This window comes from Xenorhabdus hominickii, from assembly GCF_002632725.1.
GTDB classification, from domain to species: domain Bacteria; phylum Pseudomonadota; class Gammaproteobacteria; order Enterobacterales; family Enterobacteriaceae; genus Xenorhabdus; species Xenorhabdus hominickii.
In genome coordinates this window covers 370,849-390,765 of the sequence record NZ_NJAI01000006.1, presented here as the reverse complement: position 1 = coordinate 390,765, position 19,917 = coordinate 370,849, and the positions used below count along the sequence as shown (strand labels likewise).

4 protein-coding genes are annotated in these 19,917 nt (G+C 47.1%); all 4 read left to right on the top strand.

Annotated elements, in window-relative coordinates; genetic code table 11:
- Positions 1 to 18: 18 nt before the first annotated feature.
- From Xhom_RS49305 to Xhom_RS49290, 4 genes are read left to right on the top strand one after another with little or no spacing between them, the layout of a single operon-like run.
- The gene (locus tag Xhom_RS49305; RefSeq protein WP_069315707.1) at positions 19 to 6,219 is read left to right on the top strand and encodes a non-ribosomal peptide synthetase; all 6,201 of its coding nucleotides are present in this window, start codon (positions 19 to 21) and stop codon (positions 6,217 to 6,219) included.
- Positions 6,216 to 18,017: a hybrid non-ribosomal peptide synthetase/type I polyketide synthase gene (locus tag Xhom_RS49300; RefSeq protein ID WP_069315706.1), complete on the top strand. Its 11,802-nt coding sequence runs from the start codon at positions 6,216 to 6,218 to the stop codon at positions 18,015 to 18,017. The genes Xhom_RS49305 and Xhom_RS49300 overlap by 4 nt, the downstream gene beginning before the upstream one ends.
- Entirely contained in the window at positions 18,014 to 19,111 is a 1,098-nt protein-coding gene (locus Xhom_RS49295; protein WP_069315705.1) for a Gfo/Idh/MocA family oxidoreductase, read from the top strand. Before Xhom_RS49300 ends, Xhom_RS49295 begins: the two co-directional genes overlap by 4 nt.
- The gene (locus Xhom_RS49290; RefSeq protein ID WP_418384822.1) at positions 19,111 to 19,914 is read left to right on the top strand and encodes a thioesterase II family protein; all 804 of its coding nucleotides are present in this window, start codon (positions 19,111 to 19,113) and stop codon (positions 19,912 to 19,914) included. The genes Xhom_RS49295 and Xhom_RS49290 overlap by 1 nt, the downstream gene beginning before the upstream one ends.
- Positions 19,915 to 19,917: the final 3 nt, after the last annotated feature.

The window sequence follows — 19,917 nt, the reverse complement described above, 5'->3', positions numbered from 1 at the left end:
TTTTTATAGGATTTTTTCATGCACATGGACCTTCTCTCCCCTGATTCGCTGCGCCAACTCATATCTGGCCTGTTTAATCAAAAGAATATTTTGGTGGGTGATGATGACGATTTAATTCGTAATGGATTGGATTCAATGCAAATAATGGCATTGTTAAATCAATTTAGACGCCAGGGGCATCGCGTCACTCTGCGCGAACTTTACCAAGAACCGACACTGCATGCCTGGAGCCAGCTCTTACAGTGCAATACACCACAATGTCATGCACCTGTCACTCAAACAGTGTCCCAAGATACAACGCCACAACCACGAATTGCAGATGCTTGCCCTTTCCCATTGACGGCAGTACAGCATGCTTATTTTGTCGGGCGTTCACCGGAACAAACGTTGGGAGGAATTGGTTGCCATTTGTATCAAGAGTTTGATGGTATCGGGCTGAAACCAGAACAATTGGAAACTGCGATTCATGTGCTGATTCAGCGGCATCCTATGTTACGAGTACGTTTTTTGCCAGATGGACGCCAGCAAGGCATGACCCATGCTTATTGGAAAAAATTAACCGTTCATGATTTACGCAGTTTGACAGAAAATGAACAGCAACGAGCTCTGAGCAACATACGTGAACAACTGAGCCACCGGGTATTACAGGTTGACGAAGGAGAAACTTTCGATATTCAACTTAGTCTGTTTGGTGACAATCAACACCGGCTGCATACCAATATCGACCTGTTGATCATGGATGCGGCCAGTTTCAGTCTGTTCTTTACCGAACTGGCCGCAGTAATTGCCAAACGCAGCCTGCCTGCTATTTCTTCTGACTATGATTTTTGCAGTTATCTAACGCAATATCAGGGCCAATTCGGGCAAGCCCGACAGGATGCCGAGGTATTTTGGCGTAGTCGGTTAGATACTTTGCCTCTTGCTCCCCAACTTCCTCTGGCTCGGGACCCAGCCCTAATAAAAGATGTCCGGATTCAGCGCAGACGTTTCTGTTTAGCACCTGAGCATTGGGAACGTTTTAAACATCTCGCACAGCAAAATGGGGTTACGCCAACCATGGCATTGGCGACTGCATTTGCCGCTTTATTATGTCGCTGGAGCAATTCAACACGCTTGTTGTTTAACCTAACGCTATTTGACAGAGCTTCACTGCATCCTGCGGTTGACAACATTTTGGCGGATTTTACCAACATTCTGCTGTTAGACATTCCCGGTGATAATTTACCGTTTTGCCAACTGGCTAAAGATGCACAGGCAACATTTGCCGAAGCTTACGAACATCGTCACTGGTCTGGTGTAGAAGTTTTACGTGAACTCAAGAAACGAGGTAACCATCCACACGGGGCGCCAATTGTATTTACCAGCAATTTAGGCCGTCCTTTATATGGTGAGAATACCCGTGATGTTCTGGGAAAACCAAGTTGGGGAATATCACAAACACCTCAGGTATGGTTGGATTTCGTCGCTTTTGAACATGAAAACGCGCTCAATATTCAGTGGGATAGCAACGATGAACTCTTCCCTGATGGCTTAATGGATACCTTATTCACTGCCTACCAAGGGCTTATTGAGAATCTGACAGAAAATGCTACACAGTGGAGCGAAAAGCTACCGGATCTGATGCCTGAATCGCAATACCATCTGCGTCATCAAATTAATAATACAGTTGAACCACTACCCGATGCCTTATTGCATGAGGACGTGTTTGCACAGGCAGAGCGCACTCCTAATGCTGTTGCGTTGGTAACTCACAATCAAAAAATGAGTTATGGCGAACTCAGTCTGGCAGCCCGTCAGTTAGCCGCTGTATTGCAAGAAATGTCGGTGATGCCGGGAGGCCGGGTTGCGATTAGTATGGAAAAAGGCATCGGACAAATTGTCGCTGTATTAGCCATACTCTATGCTGGCAGTGTTTACGTTCCCGTCCCTGTGGATCAGCCATTAAGCCGCCGTCGAGCTATCTGTGAAAGTGCCGGAATCAATATCGTTATCACTGATCCTGCACAGCAAAATACGGTGTGGTCACAGGATGTACACTGTGTTTCATGGCATCAGGATAAACAAGTATCCCCTTTAGCCAGCATGGCTAAACGTGAGGTAACCGATCCGGCCTATATCATCTATACCTCGGGTTCAACCGGGATACCAAAAGGTGTTGTGATCAGTCACCAAAGCGCTCTCAATACTTGTCTGGACATAAATCGTCGTCATCAGGTTCAAAGCAGTGACCGGTTGCTGGCACTCTCTGCCCTGCATTTCGACCTCTCTGTTTATGACATTTTTGGCATTCTCAGTACCGGTGGGGCACTGGTATTAATTAATGAAGCACAACGTCGTGATCCATCAACATGGGAAATGTTGATCGAGCAACATAACATTACGTTGTGGAACAGCGTACCAGCACTGTTCGATATGTTGCTGACCTATTGTGAAGGGATAGAGGTTGATGCGCCGAAAACGCTTCGTACCGTTATGCTGTCCGGTGATTGGGTCGGCTTGTCACTGCCTGAACGTTACCAGGCATTCAATCCTGATGGTGTACTCAGTGCCATGGGAGGAGCAACGGAAGCTGCTATCTGGTCGAATGAATATATTGTCAAAAAAGTTGACGCACAGTGGCGCTCTATTCCTTATGGTTATCCTTTGGCTAACCAGCGTTACCGTATCGTGGGTGAAGATGGCCGTGATTGCCCTGACTGGGTTGTTGGTGAACTTTGGATTGGTGGTGTCGGCGTCGCATTAGGCTATTTTAATGACGAAGAACGCACTGCGGCGCAATTCGTCGTTGATCAGGGAGAACGCTGGTATCGTACTGGTGATCTGGGCTGTTATCACCCCGAAGGCTGGCTTGAGTTTGTGGGACGCCGCGATAGTCAGGTCAAAATTGGTGGTTACCGCATTGAGCTAGGAGAAATAGATGCCGCCCTCAATCAAGTAACCGGTATTAGTAAAGGAGTTGCGTTGACCAGTGGCGAAAAAGATAAATCGCTGGTGGCGTTCCTTGAATTGGAAGGCGATGTTTTATGCCAACGCGTAAATCGTGCTCCACAGTTACCAACAAACTATCGTGAGCTGTTTCCTGCAATGCAGGCAATAACCAATAAGACGAGTCAACCTGATGATAGCCGCGAATTCCAAGTTGCAATATTCTTGCTGGAACATCTGTCTCGTTATGGTATTACGTTTACTTCACCACAATCGCTCACCGATTGCCTGAAACACTATCAACCTCAACCGGAATATCATGACTGGTTTGCCCGTATGCTGGCGTACCTTTGCCAGTGTAATCCATTGGAATGCAGTCTATTGGTTGAGTCTGCACATCACATATATCAGGCCGGATTGTCATCTTCTATATTAAGTCAGGCACTCAATAATGAAGCAGGATATATTCCTGAGCGTTGGCATTCTACGCTGCGTAATATTCTTACCGGACAACAAACAGCCGTCACATTACTTGATGATCCGCAATTCGCACCAGAGCAACAGCTCTTTGTATTGCCAGAAACTCAACAATGGCTGGCAGGATTAAAACAGGTCATTATTGCCCTTTCCCAACGGTTACAGCGCCCAGTTACCGTGATGGAGTTCGACGCCCGCAGTGGTCTCTGTGCCCAATGGCTGGCAGAACATATTACTGATCAACATCTATCCTATATCGGCTTTGAACGTTCTCAGGCAATGATTAACCAGATGCAAACCCGATTAAGTAACCACGCTCATGCATCAATAAAACACTGGCCTGAGCAAATTCCTGAGTCGCTACAACATCAGGCAGATATTATCCTGCTAAACAATGTATTACACCGAGAAACAGATCCAGCAAACTGCATCAAAGCGTTGATGCCTTTGGCACAACCCGGTGCATTGGTATTAGCAGTAGAGTTACATCATGCTTCCTCTATCTCTCTGATCACAACCGAGTTGCTCTCACCTCACGGTATTCAGCTACGTTCTGCATCACAGTGGTTATCTCTTCTCCCATTACAGACGGATACACCCATTACCTTTGGTAGCCTTAGTCTGTTATTGATGCAAGTAAGTGACAGCGTCACTATCCCTGATAGGGAAAAAATTAAGTCCGTACTGGCCCAATATTTGCCGGGATATATGATCCCACAGCGCTTGCATGTTATTCCCCGTCTGCCTCTGACACCTAACGGTAAAATCGACCGTAAGGCACTGGCTCAAGGTTTGCTGTTCAGTGCGAAAACCGAAACTGAGACAAACCAGAGTGACGTACTTTTGCTGAATGCAGAGGAACAAGCGGTGGCTGTCATTTGGCAACGATTGTTGAATACTGCGCAGCCAGATCGTAACAGCGACTTTTTCCAACTTGGTGGTGACAGTCTTTTAGCGACACGCCTGATAGGTGAACTGGCACAACAAGGTTTGAAAGGTGAACTCAGCCACCTTTTCCGTCATCCGCAATTAGCGACATTCACCGCGACACTTTCTCCTCTGCTTGATCCTCTGTCTGAAATTTCATCATCTAAAGAGCAGGATAAAGATGAATATCAACCTTTCCCATTGACCGAAGTTCAGCAAGCCTATCTGGTCGGGCGCCATCCTGGCTTTACCCTGAGTGGTGTTGGTGCGCACTTCTTTATCGAATACCGGATAGAACAACTGGATGTGCAACGTCTTAATCGGGTATTAAATCGCCTGATCCTGCGCCATCCGGTACTCAGAACTATTGTGATAAATGGACAGCAGCAGATATTAAAAAATGTTCCGCTTTTCTCTGTTAAACAACACCAATTTGCTGTTCTCAGTGAAGCAGACACACTACGCGACCGTCTGTCACATCAGGTATTGGATGTCAGTCACTGGCCGGTATTCGATTTCCAACTGGCACAAGACAACAACCTTGTCTCCCGGCTATTTGTCAGTCTGGATAATTTGCTGTTAGATGGATTGAGCATGCAAATATTGCTGGCTGAATTAGAACAGCTATACCTTGACGAGCAACACGAATTGCCGCCACTGAACGTCACATTCCGGGATTGTGTGTTACGTCAGCAACAAACACCGACGCATCAGAATTCGCTGCAATATTGGCAGGAGCAAGTAAAGACATTACCACTGGCTCCGCAATTACCATTGCGTATTGCACCAGAAAGTGTTCAATCACCGCGTTTTGTTCGCTATAGCGATCGGTTATCTGCACATGAATGGAATCAGTTAAAGCAACATGCTGCACCTCATCAGATAACCCCTTCTGCGCTCCTCATTGCGGCTTATGCGGCTGTTCTGTCCGCTTTCAGCACCAAGCCGGAATTAACCCTTAACCTTACTCTTTTCGATCGCCCACACTGGCACGAAGATATTAAACATATTCTGGGAGATTTCACTTCACTGTCACTACTGGCCTGGCACCCGGAGAAAAACTGGTTATCAAGTACACGACGGTTGCAACAACAGTTATGGCAGGATCTGGATCACCGTCATATTTCAGCGATCAAAGTGATGCGTGAACTTGCTCAGAGCCGTGGCCCTGATGCTGCCATTATGCCGGTCGTTTTCACCAGTGCTTTGGGAACCCATGAAGGGAAATTCCTTTCACATTCATCATGGATGAAACCGGTTTGGGGTATCTCGCAAACGCCACAAATCTGGCTGGATCATCAGGTTTATGAATCTGATAACGAGCTTTGCCTGAACTGGGATGCGGTTGAAGAATTATTTGAGCCACATCAGTTACAAAACATGTTCAACAGCTATATGGCGCTATTGCGCACCCTCGCTGCACAACCAGAGAGCTGGCATTCTGCGTTGGAACAACTGATACCACGCCAGCAATGCCTGATGATTGAAGATAATACGGTTGAAGATAACGCTACTGTGGCTATTGCGTCATCACCACGTTTGGAAGGATTCGATCTACAAGTACGCCATGAAATATGCAGTGAAACATGCAGCGAAATTCAACGCCTGTTTTTATCTGTCATAAATCAACCTATCAATGCACAACAGAACTTTTTCGAGGCTGGAGCCAACTCACTACAACTAATTCAATTGCATAGTCAATTACAACATGCGGGTTTCCAGCATCTTTCCGTTACTGATTTATTTGCTTATCCAACACCAGAGACGCTCAGTTTGCGTTGCCGAAAAGACACCCAAGACGAAAATTGCCAGTCGATTACTCTTCGTCAGCGTCAACAACAAAAGCGTTTGCAACAACGGGAAAAACGTCATAAAGGAGCTGCACAATGACTGATTTAACGCCTCACTACGATAATTGTGATCCCATCGCAGTGATTGGCCTTGCCTGCCGCTTTCCGCAGGCACCTGATAGCGATATTTTCTGGCACAACCTGCAACATGGGGTTGAGTGTACTACCACACTCTCCCGTCAAACATTATTGGATGCAGGTATTCCTCCTGAAGTCATTGATAGTGAAAATTTTGTCAACCAGGCAGCGATATTGGAGAACGCGGAACAATTTGACGCTACACTGTTTGGCTATTCACGTCAGGAAGCAGAAATGCTCGATCCTCAGCAACGTCTGTTCCTGCAAACAGCCTGGCATGCGCTTGAACATGCCGGTTATTCACCGCGTAATATACACCTGAAAACAGGTGTTTTCGGTAGTAGCCGGGTCAGTACTTGGCCTTCATGGTCACAATTCACTATGACCGATGTTGGCAAAGTGAAAGGGCTACAGGCGCTGATGAGTAATGACAAAGATTACCTTGCGACTCGTACTGCTTATAAATTAAATCTGAAAGGCCCCGCCTTAACAATACAAACAGCGTGTTCAAGTTCACTGGTTGCTGTACATATGGCTTGTGAAAATCTGCGTTCCGGTGAATGTGACATGGCACTGGCTGGTGGTGTGGCAGTTTCTTTCCCACAAGAAAGCGGCTATTTGTATCAACCGGGGATGATCTTCTCACCTGATGGACATTGCCGTCCCTTTGATAGCCAAGCAAATGGCACCTATGGCGGCAATGGTGTTGGTGTTGTCACGCTGAAACGTCTGAGTGATGCGTTACGCGATGGTGATCCTATCATGGCGGTATTGCGTGGCAGTGCCATTAATAACGATGGCAACGAAAAAGTTGGCTTTACTGCCCCTTCGGTTAATGGTCAGCGCAGCGTTATTACTGAAGCATTACAACTAGCAGATATCAGCGTTGATGATATCGGCATGATTGAGGCACATGGTACAGGTACACCACTTGGTGATCCGATAGAAGTTGACGCTTTACGCAGCATATTCTGTGACCGTAGTGTAGCAGTACCGCCTTGTTATCTTGGTTCAGTAAAAAGCAACATAGGACATCTTGATACTGCCGCAGGTATTGCCAGCTTGATCAAAGCAGTTTTGTCTGTCTGGCATGGTTACATTCCACCAACGATTAATGTACAGCAACCAAATCCGGCATTACGACTGGAGCAAAGCCCATTCAAGCTGGCAACACAAGGGCAACAATGGCCGCAAGAATTGCGTACCGCTGGCGTTTCTTCATTTGGTATTGGCGGCACCAACTGCCATATCGTAGTGCAATCATTGCCTGAAGAATTGCATCATCGCTGTGTCAATCATTCTCAGGATCAGACACAAACCACGCCTTTGTTGCTCTCTGCCGCTTCTGAATCCTCATTGTGTCAATTGGCCCAACGTTACGCGACTGCATTGACATCAGAAAATCACGCCTATCTGGCCTGGACTGCATTGCAGGGTCGCGATCTTTCACTGCCCTGGCGTTTAGCGCTGACATTAACCCCACAAGATGCTGAAAAAAGTGCAGCAAGCTTGTCTGCCTTTGCGAATCATAGCCCAACACCAGATATTTTTAGCGGACAAGCCAGGAGAGGAAGTAAACAACTGTGGCAATTCAGCGGTCAGGGCTGTCAATGGTCTGGCATGGGAAAAGTCTTGTATGCCAGTTCTCCTGTTTTCTCCGCTATGCTGGATCGTTGTTGTATCGCTTGTGCCTCTGAATTGACTCTGCCATTAAAAGCAGTGATGTTCGGAGAATATGATGCCGCATTAGCCACCACTGAATACGCACAACCAGCAATTGTGGCGCATCAAATTGCGTTGGCTGCACATTGGCGAGCGCTTGGATTAAAGCCTGATTATGTACTGGGGCACTCTGTCGGAGAATTCGCCGCTGCCGTTGTTGCCGGAATTTTTACGCCTGAACAAGTGATGCCGTTAGTCGCAGTACGGGGCAAGTTGATGCAAAAATGCGCCCAAGAAGGCGCAATGTTGGCAGTGTTTGCCAACGAAGACGATATTCTTCCCTTGACTCATTCACTGGTATTGGATTTGGCGGTTTGTAATGGCCCACAACACTGGGTTTGGGCTGGTACAGAAACGGAAATTAACACACTGGCACAACGTCTGGAACAGCAGCAGATTCGTTACCAGCGTCTTAACGTTGCCTGTGCAGCACATTCAGCCATGCTTGAACCAATTCTGGAGGAATTTTCTCAGCGTCTTTCTCAGCATAATAGCCAGTTACAGCCTGCATCGGGAGAAATTCCGCTGATTTCTACCCTAACCGCTAATATTGCAACTTCTGAGCAATTAGGTTCACCAGACTACTGGCGTAATCATATGCGTCAGACGGTGCGTTACCATCAAGCCATTGAGGTTGCTCGCCAGCAAGGTGTGGCATTATTCGTAGAGTTCGGCGCTGATGCTCAGCTAACGGGCATCGGGCGGCGTAGCGGTTTACCGCAGGAAACATGGGTTGCAGGTGCACATCGTCAAAGTTCCCCAGAGACAGATCAGCAAGCTGCGCTAATGCAATTTTACTGTGCCGGTGCACAACTTGATTGGCAGCGTCTTTTCCCGTTTAGTGGGATAAAATGCCATGCACCACTCTATCCATTTGATAAACAGCATTACAGCTTCGCCGCTGCCAAATCTGAACAACATTCAGCCAATACTAATGTTGGGCTTGATGTCAATTCTCTGCTTGATCCTGCCATTGAGCAAAACTTCAATGCAGCAATACTCCGGGCGCTGTATACCGATGCTCTGATATATCAATGTCATGGACACGAAGCTGAACAAGGTTTCAGTGCTATCGACACGATTCGCGCCGGCCGATTGCAACCTTGCTGGCGCCCTTTGCTGGAGCAATTATTGAACCATTGTGTTCAGCAAGGCTATTACCAGAAAGTTCCCGGGCCAACAGTAAGTAAAATATATCGTCCTCACCGTGTCTTGCCGTATGCCAAACGCCGCTTATTGGAAGCGAATTTACTCACTGATTTTCCTGCATTGATCCATGCTGGTGAACGCTTATTCGCACTGATGAGTGATCGGACTGATCTGCCCCGCCAATTAGTGGTATCTCCGGCTACGACAAAATCATGGCTTCCTGCACCACAACCATGTCCTGATACTCACTATGCCCTGAATTGGTGCACAATAAATACTGTAGATAAACCAAATACTGCGGATAAGCAAAGATCTTCAACGGCATATACCCTTCGTTCGTCAACAGTGAATGGTTCGATTATTCAATATTGGCGTCAGGCAGGTATTGATTTGCAACCTGAAAGCGAAAATACGTTATTACTGCTCCAGGGCCATGATGTTGTTGAATTGTGTGATCAGGTCATTAGAGAATTAAAACGTGATGAAAAAATATCCTTAACCGTTGTAACTTGCTGCGCTCAATCTGAAAGTACCTTATCAAAAGAGGATATCAATCCCGCTCAATATGCTATCTGGGCATTGTTGCGTGTTGCGGTTGAAGAGTATCCCCATCGGCGTATTCAGGCGATTGATATCGCTGATATCAACGATACTGACGCTTTGTCATTAGCATTTGGTTATCTGGATAAACAGCATCGCTGGCTGAGAGTACGCGGAAATCAAGTCGCTACCCCTATTTTACAGCGTCAACCTTTACCATTATCGCAACAGCCGATGTCGATTCCTCATCGGGGCTGGCATATTGTTACCGGTGGCATGGGGGGGATCGGGCAAATTTCCATTCGTTGGTTGCTGACTCAAGGCGCTCGTAAAATTGCCGTGTTTGCCCGCCGCAAACATGCAGAGTGGGATGCTGTTGTACAAGAGTTATCACTGAATACCGAATGCGAAATACGCTGGATTAATGTTGATGTCACTGACACACCAGCCTTGTTAAACGCGGTGCAAACACTGGCACAAGAAGATGGTATCGCGGGTGCGATTCATGCCACTGGTATTGCTGATCACACCCCGCTGGCAAAACTTGAGCATCAGCATCTGTCACAAATGTTAGCCGTCAAAGCCCAGAGTGCCTTAACATTGCAATCTGTACTTCAGCAACATAATGCGCAATATCTGCTGCTGCACTCTTCTGCCGCCTCAATGCTAGGTGCTCAGGGTCAAGGAGCCTATGCAATCGCCAACGCTTGTCTGGAGTCTTTAGCGCTGACAGCAACCGAGCCATTGATGGTAAAAACATTAGTTTGGGGCGTTTGGGGTGGCATTGGCATGGCCAGCGACCGACGATTAGTGGAAAAATTAGCACAAGATGGCATGTTACCGTTCAGCGTCAATGAGGGTATTTGGCATCTCAATCAATCTCTGCATACCACCTCTCCTTGCTATCTGGCAATGCGGTTAGATGAACATCATCCTGATATTTTGCGACGCTTACAGACTGGCACCGCCCATACGGTTGCAACATCTTCACTCTCCGCCGGTAATACACTTTATCAAGACAGTAAACAACGGCTTAACTGGCTGCGTAATAGTATCGCGACATTATTGCGCTTAGAACAGCCTGAAAGTTTGGAGCCACAACAGGATTTATTGCAATTCGGTTTGGATTCCCTTCTGTTCCTCGAACTGAATACAGTGATCCACCAGCAATTTGGTTTCAGATTAACCGCAGAATTGGCTTATCAGAATATGACGCTGGAAGGGATTAATGCACTCATCGGAGACGCATTGCCTGAGCACCCTATCTCCTCTGTTCAATCTGCGATCATGATTGACAGTACTCAACATCATGAGCCATTTCCTCTGACGCCAATTCAGCATGCTTACTGGATTGGCCGTACTCAAGCCATTGATTTTGGTGGTGTGGCTTGTCACGTTCTGTTTGAATGGGATCTGGCCCTGAATGGTTTTGATATCTTACGTTTTGAGAAGGCATGGAATGCTTTAATTCAGCGTCACGGCATGTTGCGCATGATTGTGGATGAAGATGGGCAACAAAAAATTCTGCCTGAAACGCCTTGGTATGCTTTATCACAAGATGATTTGCGAACACTAGACGATACCACCTGTGAGCAGGCTTTGTCTCGGCGTCGTCATGCTTTATCCTATCAAGTGCCACCTGCGGAACAGTGGCCACTATTTGAAGTTTCTGTTTCGCTGTTACCGAATGAGTGTTGCCGCTTACATATGAATCTGGACCTGTTGCAGTTCGACGTACAGAGTTTCCGGATCATGATGGACGATCTACAACGGGCTTATCACCAACAACCATTGGCTCCACAAGCATTTACTTTCCGCGATTATGTGATGACAGAACAAGCGCAACGCGAAAGTAAAGAATGGCGAGCATCATGGGCATACTGGCAAGAACAATTACTCTTACTGCCACCGGCACCTAGATTGCCGTTGAACCCACAACTGCCTCAGCGTAGTCAGCCACAATTCACGACTTATGAAGGTCGGCTGGCACAATCAGACTGGCAACGACTTAAACAAAGCTGGAAAAAATGGGGTGTGACACCATCTGCGGGTTTGTTGACACTGTTTGCCCATACGCTTGAATGGTACAGCCGTCATCCGCTGTTTACCCTCAATCTGACTTTTTTTAACCGACAGCCTTTCCATCCAGAGGTTCAGGAGCTGATTGGTGATTTTACCTCAGTCATGTTGATGGATTTTGATTTACGCAAAACAACTTCCCTGCGTGCCAGTATGGAAAAAACGCAGGCCTTGCTTTGGCAGCGCCTGAGTCATAGTCATGTCAATGGGGTTGAAGTGTTACGGGAACTTGGTCGCCTGCAAAATGGTGAAACCCAAAACAGACAACCACTAACGCCTGTCGTTTTCACCAGTATGTTGGGAATGGCACAAGAAGGTGTCGCAATCAAACAATCCATCACTCAATTACTGGGTGATCCGGTCTTTGTTCTGAGCCAAACCCCACAAGTGTGGCTGGATCATCAGGTTATGGAAGTGGACGGTGAGCTGCTGTTCAACTGGTATTGCATGGATGATGTGTTAGAGCCGGGGGTTATTGAAGCACTGTTTGCCGCTTACAACGCGTTGTTAATGCAAATAATACAAATTTGCCACCAGCCTGAACGCTTAGAGCATCATGATCTTTGTTCACCACCTGCCGGACAAACACGTTATGACTTCTGGCCACAACATCCTGAATTTCGTCAGACTGAACAATATCTGCGTTCTCAGCCTGAAATACGGCTGGCAGAAATTCAGCCACGTCAGGATGACACTCATGGTTACAATTTATGGCTGGTGGCAGAAGATAATTTGTCATTATCATTGCCAGAACCACTGGTTATAAACACCGAAGTCTTACCGCTACCAACATTAGCGGAACAACAAGCATTTGAACATTCTTGGCAATATATTGAGCAACAAGCATTATTGGGTCTGGGACAAACTTTACTGCGCCATAACTTGTTCTCTTATTCAACAGAATGTCACTCTCGTGAAGAGATCGAACAACGCTTACAACTGGCACCACAATATCAACGCCTGCTTGCCCAATGGCTTGCGTTATTAAGCAAACAAGGATTTATTGAAAAAATCGGTGACGGATACCGTTGTTTGCAACCTCTCAGCCAGATTCCTGCCCCTACGGCAAAACTGGATGATGCCGTGTGGTGCCAAACTATCAGCCGTTATATAGCAACATGTATTGAACAACATGATCCCCTGCTTGCCGGACGAACCAATGCTTTGGAATTGTTGTTTGCCGATAAACAAACCACAACCAGCCTCTACAGTGAGAACCCTGCGTTACGTTGCCTGAACCAAACTGCTGCTGAAATTGTCCGGCAATTGAGCCAGACATCCGAACATTTCACGGTACTGGAAGTGGGTGCCGGAACAGGAGCCACTTCAGAAAGAGTTCTTCAACATAATTCTCAATCCATTGAGAGTTATCACTTTACTGATGTTTCACCACTATTTTTGGATGATGCACGCCAATTATTCAACCACTACGGCGAAACCGTAAAATTTGCTTTGTTCGACATTAATCAGCGCATTGATTTTAGCCAACATCCTGAATCTGGTTATGACCTGATTATGGCGGTTAACGTCTTACATGATGCCATTCATCTGCGAAATACCCTGAAACGCCTGTCCCGATTACTGAAATCCGGCGGATGGTTGCTGATTATTGAATCCACCAAGCGCGAAAGTGCCATGCAACTCGCCAGTGTCGGATTTATTGAGGGCATTAACGCCTGGGCCGACGATCGCGGTGATGATAAAAATAATAGCGCATTGCTGGAACTTGCCGACTGGCGTAAGTGCCTGGAAAAGTCCGGTTATCGGGTTTCACTGGAATGGCCGGGACAAGACGGACCAGAACTGCATCAACAACTGATTCTGGCGCGGGCAGAACAGCAGGCACGGCTGAATATCAGTGAAATTGCGGCACAATTTTCTACCTTGCCTTACTCATTGCATATTCAGCAGCAAGAGCAGTTACCGTTGGCTGCATTACCATCAATAACACTGCCATCGATAGTGACCACCAAAGAGAGCACAGTACAACCGTTAACCACGGAAGCGGTGCAACCGGAAACAAAAGATGATCCACTCCATGATATTGAACAGCAGGTAATTGCGCTCTGGAGTTCATTGTTGCCTCAGTTAATACAGCGTCACAGTGACTTTTTCCAAAGTGGTGGTGACAGTTTGATTGCGACCCGCATGATAGTGCAACTACGCCGCCAAGGTTACAAACAAGCCAATCTTCAACAGTTGTTTGAACATCCTAAATTGAGTGAATTTTGCCGTACTCTGCGGGTTGTTGAGACAAATTCAGTGGCATTGGCAACACCGCATCAAACTGAGCCAGCATCAGAACAGATGCTGCCACTCACCCCCCTGCAATATGCTTATTGGTTGGGAGAGAGCCAACTGTTCCAGTTTGGTAATGGTATCGCCCACTTCTACGCTGAACTGGCTATCGACAAGCTTGATCTGCCTCGTTTTACTGCCGCCTGGAACCGTGTGATAAACCATCATGCGCAATTACGCGGTTATGTGAAAGAGGGGCAATATCATATTCTGCCGGAAGTTCCCTGTTATACACCGACAGTTATTGATTGCCGTAACATGATACCGAATGAACGTGAAACACAACTGAATAACGCCCGCGAGACTCTGCGTATTCAAGGTGTTCCCAGCAACAACTGGCCGCTGTTTGATTTAACGCTGTACCATACCGATGACCGGACGCATCTATTGCACCTGACCATCGACCTGCTGGTAGCGGACGGGAAGAGCCTGACGTTGATTTTGCGTGATTTACACCATTGGTATCAGCAATCTGATTGGCAGCCAGAGCCACCGACAGCGGTTATTGGTGACTATATTCAGGCACTGGAGAATGAAAAAACCGAAGAAACCTGGCAACAAAGCCGACAATACTGGTTAGATCGTTTGCCTTCACTGCCCGATGCACCAGTATTACCACTGAAAGATCACCAGTCACAGCAACTGGATCAACAGTGCCTGACAGGATATATCAGCCCACAACAATGGCAGTGTTTGCAGCAACGCGCAGCAGAACACCGGGTATCGCCATCACAAGTGATGCTCACACTATTTGCTCATGTTTTGTCAGTATGGAGTAACAGCGAGCATTTCACTATTAATGTTTTGCATGGCAACCGCCTGTTAATGCCACAACATTGCGATATGTTAGTCGGCAATCTGTCTACTACCTCATTGTTGGAAGTGGATTTACGTAATATCACAGGGTTCAACGATGCGATAAACCAGATACAAAAACAATGGTTAGCTGATCTTCAACATGCGCTGTTTGACGGGCAATTGGTACTCAGAGAAAAAAATCAGCACCGCCACAACCTGAACGCCGGCATGCCGATCGTATTCAACGATACAACTGGTACTGCGGGTAAAGGGCCATCAGGATTAGGAACACTGAATCTCTTTGGTGCGCAAACACCCCATGTTTATCTCGACTGTATGCTCATTTCCGGCGCAGAAGGCAGTGTCACCATACAATGGGCGATCTTGCCGCAACTGTTCCAGCCCCAAGTTGCAGAAAACATGTTTGCCCATTATCAAGCCAGTATCGTTGCACTGCTCGAACCGGATTACCAATGGAGCACCCCGCTTCCTGAATGGCTCCCGGCAAATGATCGCGCTTTGTGCCAGAACAGTAATGCGACAAAGAGTGATTTTCCACCACACACCCTTTGCTCGCTGATTGAACAGGCTGTGAATCGTTATCCACAACATACGGCTGTGGTAGATGCTTCTCGCCAGATCGACTATCGCACTTTGTGGTCACAAAGCCTGACACTGGCGGCTCATCTGCAAGCACAGGAAAATCAAGATTCATCTTTGATTGGTATAGTGATGGAAAAAGGCTGGGAACAGGTTGTCGCGGTTATTGCAATTCTATTGGCAGGACGCGCTTATCTGCCTATTGATGCCAGCTACCCACAACAGCGGATTCATCAGCTATTGGCATCAGGGAAAGTTGATACCGTATTGACACAACCCAAGTTTGCACAACAGATGGGCTGGCCTGACAATGTGCAAGTCCTCTCTCTGGATGAAACGTTGCTTAACAACTTGCCAGTCACCAGCGGGCCGCGTTTATCTGTACAACCTGAAGATCTGGCTTATGTCATATTCACCTCAGGTTCTACCGGAAAACCGAAAGGCGTGATGATAGATCATCAGGGCGCAGTCAATACGATTATTGATATTAACCAACGTATCGCACTCAATGAGCACGATAGCGTACTGGCAATCTCAGAGTTAACCTTCGATCTCTCAGTCTATGATCTATTCGGCACGCTGAGCCGTGGGGCAAAATTGGTCATGCCTTCTCCCGGTGACAGTAAGCAACCCGACAAATTACTGGCATGGTTACAACAAGAATTGGTTACTGTTTGGAACTCAGTTCCGGCATTTGTGCAACTGCTTGAAGAATATGCCCTCAGCTATCCGCATTCCCTGAACAGTCTGCGCTGGATACTAATGAGTGGTGATTGGATACCGACTCATTTACCGGCCAAATTACATGCTCTTCATCCCGCACTTAACTTGCTGAGTTTGGGCGGTGCAACCGAAGCATCAATCTGGTCTATTGCCTATCCTATCACACAGGTCGATCCGAATTGGCGCAGTATTCCATATGGTAAGCCTCTGGATAATCAGACTTTCTATGTGCTTAATGCAGCACTTTCGCCTTGTCCTGTCTGGGTAACTGGTGAGCTTTATATTGGTGGGCAAGGACTGGCTTTGGGTTATTGGACTGACACTGAAAAAACAGAACTCGCATTTATCACGCATCCTCAAACGGGTGAGCGGCTTTATCGCACAGGTGACTTAGGGCGCTGGCGGCCGGACGGTAACATCGAATTTCTGGGGCGCAATGATCACCAGATTAAAATTCGGGGCTACCGGATTGAATTAGGCGAAATTGAGCATCGTTTATGTGAACATCCTGCAATACAACAAGCGTTAGTGTTTGCACATACGACACCAACCGGCGCATTACAACTGGTTGCTGGCTTACGTTTAACTAACAACGCACCAATATCTACCGAGCTTTTACCAGTACTGCCTCACTGGTTGCAGCAAACTCTGCCGGTTTGGATGTGCCCACAGAGATTTGTCATTCTCGATACGATACCTGTATCCGACAACGGTAAAATTGACAGACGCACATTGGCTACTCTGGTTGAAAAAGCGCAAGAAGTTAACTCAACGCCATCAGCGGCTCTCAGTACAATAGGACACACGATATTAAGCCTGTGGGAATCAGTATTAGAGCAACAAGGTATCAACGTGCACGAGAGTTTCTTTACCCTTGGGGGAGATTCTTTGGCAGCCGTACGGTTAATGGTGAAAATCAACCAGACATTTAATCGCCAGTACCCGCTCAGCCTGCTACAAACTTACGATACCGTACATTCATTGGCTGAATTTATTGAGCATCAACCGGAAAATACTTTCCAAAGTGTGATACTGAACGAGGGAAATGTTGAACAACCTGCATTGTTCATCGTCCATCCTATTGGCGGACATCTGTTGGGGTATCGTCATCTGGCGGCTAATTTCGGCGATCAACGCCTGATTGGATTGGCATTTTCACCAGATAACCTGAATATCGATAAGCCTTCCGTTGCAGCATTGGCGGCTGACTATATCAATCAAATCCGTACCTTCCAGCCTAAAGGCCCTTATACACTGGCTGGCTGGTCTTTCGGCGGATTGGTGGCCTATGAAATGGCACATCAATTACGTGTTGCGGGTGAACACGTTTCTCATTGCATCCTGATTGATAGTTTCTCCCCAAATACACGCTCTGATCTGACGCAGGATGATATATTCTGCCACCGTCATTTCCTGCTCGATTTACAGGGACAATTCCCAGACTTGGCACTGGATAACCACGCGATCGCAGCCGATACTGAAACATTCCTGCAAGCGCTGCATGAAGCCTTACCGCAATCAGTACAGATTGATGGCTCACTGACTGAGCTTTATACCGTATGGCACCATAATCTGCGTGCATTACTTGACTATTGTCCACCACAAAGTTCACAACCTTTCAGCCTTATCCGGGCCATGCAGGCGTTACCTGATTTTATGGATTATCTCGATCCAACAACAATCACCTCAATGGATCTCGGCTGGCAAGCGTTCGGGCCAGTCAACGTGACACAACTTGATGGTAATCACTACAGCTTATTCCAACACAAACATGTCAGCTCTCTGGTTATGTGTCTGAAAAACATTCTGTGTTCAGTCCCGACTATTGAGCCTGTTAAGGAGAACATATGATAAAGCCACGGCGGGTTCTGATTGTAGGTGCCAAATTTGGCGAACTGTACCTTAATGCGTTCCTGCAACCTCGGCCAGATCTGGAACTGGCCGGTATTCTGGCACAGGGAAGCCCTCGCTCACAGCAATTGGCCCGTGATTTCAATGTGCCACTGTTCCGCTCACTGGATGAATTGCCGGATGATATTGATATTGCTTGTGTGGTCATACGTGCAGAAGTTATCGGGGGCAAAGGTGATCAATTAACTCAGGCATTATTGGCACGGGGTATTTCTGTTATTCAGGAACATCCCCTTGATGCAGAAGCTATCAAAAGACATCAGGCAACCGCTGATAAACATGGTGTTATATTTTGGGTCAATAGCTTTTACAGCCAATGCCATACCGGCAGAAGCTGGTTGCATGCGGCGCACCAGATCAGTCAATTATCACAACAACACCCGATAAATGGCTATCTGACAACCAGCCGTCAACTACTGTTTTCCGCCATTGATCTGTTGTTACAGGCCTGTCATTGCCCGGAACAAATAGAGATAACCTATATGGGGCAACGGGGTCATGCATTTCATTGCTTTGAACTGAGTTTGGCGGGAACAACCATAACGTTGGATGTTCAGTCCTATCTGGACCCCAGAGATCCCGATATGCATAACCTTGTCATGCACAAGATGACGCTGATTTGGCCTGCGGGTTATCTGACGCAGGAAGCCAGTTATGGGCCGGTGATCTGGACACCGGTTCTTCATGCCCCTAATCATCTGAATAGTGACCAGAGCCTCTATCTGACTGCCAGTCAGCCGGATGGAGCTTATCAACACCAAACAACATCTCACGTTCTTTGTCCGGCAACCAAAGACTGGATGACAGCATTTGAATGTGATGGTGCTGAAGGCGTGGCATTTCTACTCAACACCTTAAGTTCTGTATTGAATGGCGCACTTTGCCCCCCTGCTTTCAGTGACGGCTACCAATTACGGTTAGCAGGCTTATGGCAACAGATTTTGCGCATGATGGGAGAACCTGTTACTCAGGATTTACAGCCCCCGGTCTGGATTGATCCGGCTCAATTGATGCTCATTAAGGAAGAATGCTGATGAAATGGGCACTCCCTGCGCATCCGATGATTCGCCCGTGTCTGACACCCCGTGGCGAGCCCAAATATACCCTATTAATCTGCCCCTTTGCCGGGGGCAGCAGCAGCGCATTTCGCCAATGGTCTACTCTGGAAAACCCAGATATCGCCGTTTCATTGGTGATTTATCCCGGACGTGACAGCCGCATGAATGAACATGCAGTCACCAGAATTGCGCCATTAGCCCAATCACTTTCTGATCTGATCGTGTCACTCACGCCAGCACAGAGAGAGAACCTGATACTGGTTGGTCACAGTATGGGGGCCCAGGTCGCTTTTGAAACTTGCCAACGCCTTGAACAACATGATTGTTCTCCTAAAGCACTGGTACTTTCTGGGTGTCATGCCCCCCATCTTCAATCCCGCCGTCAATTGAGTGGATTACCAGAGCATGAATTCATTGAACAACTGATTGATATCGGTGGTTGCAGCCCGATGTTACGGGAAGATCCCGGATTACTGGCGCTGTTCTTACCCATGCTGCGTGCTGACTTCTGGGCTACGGAACATTATCACCATGTTATTCAATCCGATTCAGTAAAACTGCAAACACCAACCCTGTTGCTTTATGGTCACGAAGACAAAGAGGCTTCCGGTCTGGAAGTTGAGCAGTGGCACCATTGGCTTGCCGGTGACAAGCAAAACCTTTCGTATTGCTGCCAAGAGATTGCCGGCAGTCATTTTTATATCACGCAAGAGCCGCAAAGTTTTATTCGTCACGTTACACAATTTATGCAATATGTTTATCCACAGGAGTTCGCATAATGG

Bases quoted from the DNA above. Each gene is read 5' to 3' on its own strand.
- Xhom_RS49305 (WP_069315707.1), top strand. From the start codon at position 19: ATGCACATGGACCTTCTCTCCCCTGATTCGCTGCGCCAACTCATATCT.
- Xhom_RS49300 (WP_069315706.1), top strand. From the start codon at position 6,216: ATGACTGATTTAACGCCTCACTACGATAATTGTGATCCCATCGCAGTG.
- Xhom_RS49295 (WP_069315705.1), top strand. From the start codon at position 18,014: ATGATAAAGCCACGGCGGGTTCTGATTGTAGGTGCCAAATTTGGCGAA.
- Xhom_RS49290 (WP_418384822.1), top strand. From the start codon at position 19,111: ATGAAATGGGCACTCCCTGCGCATCCGATGATTCGCCCGTGTCTGACA.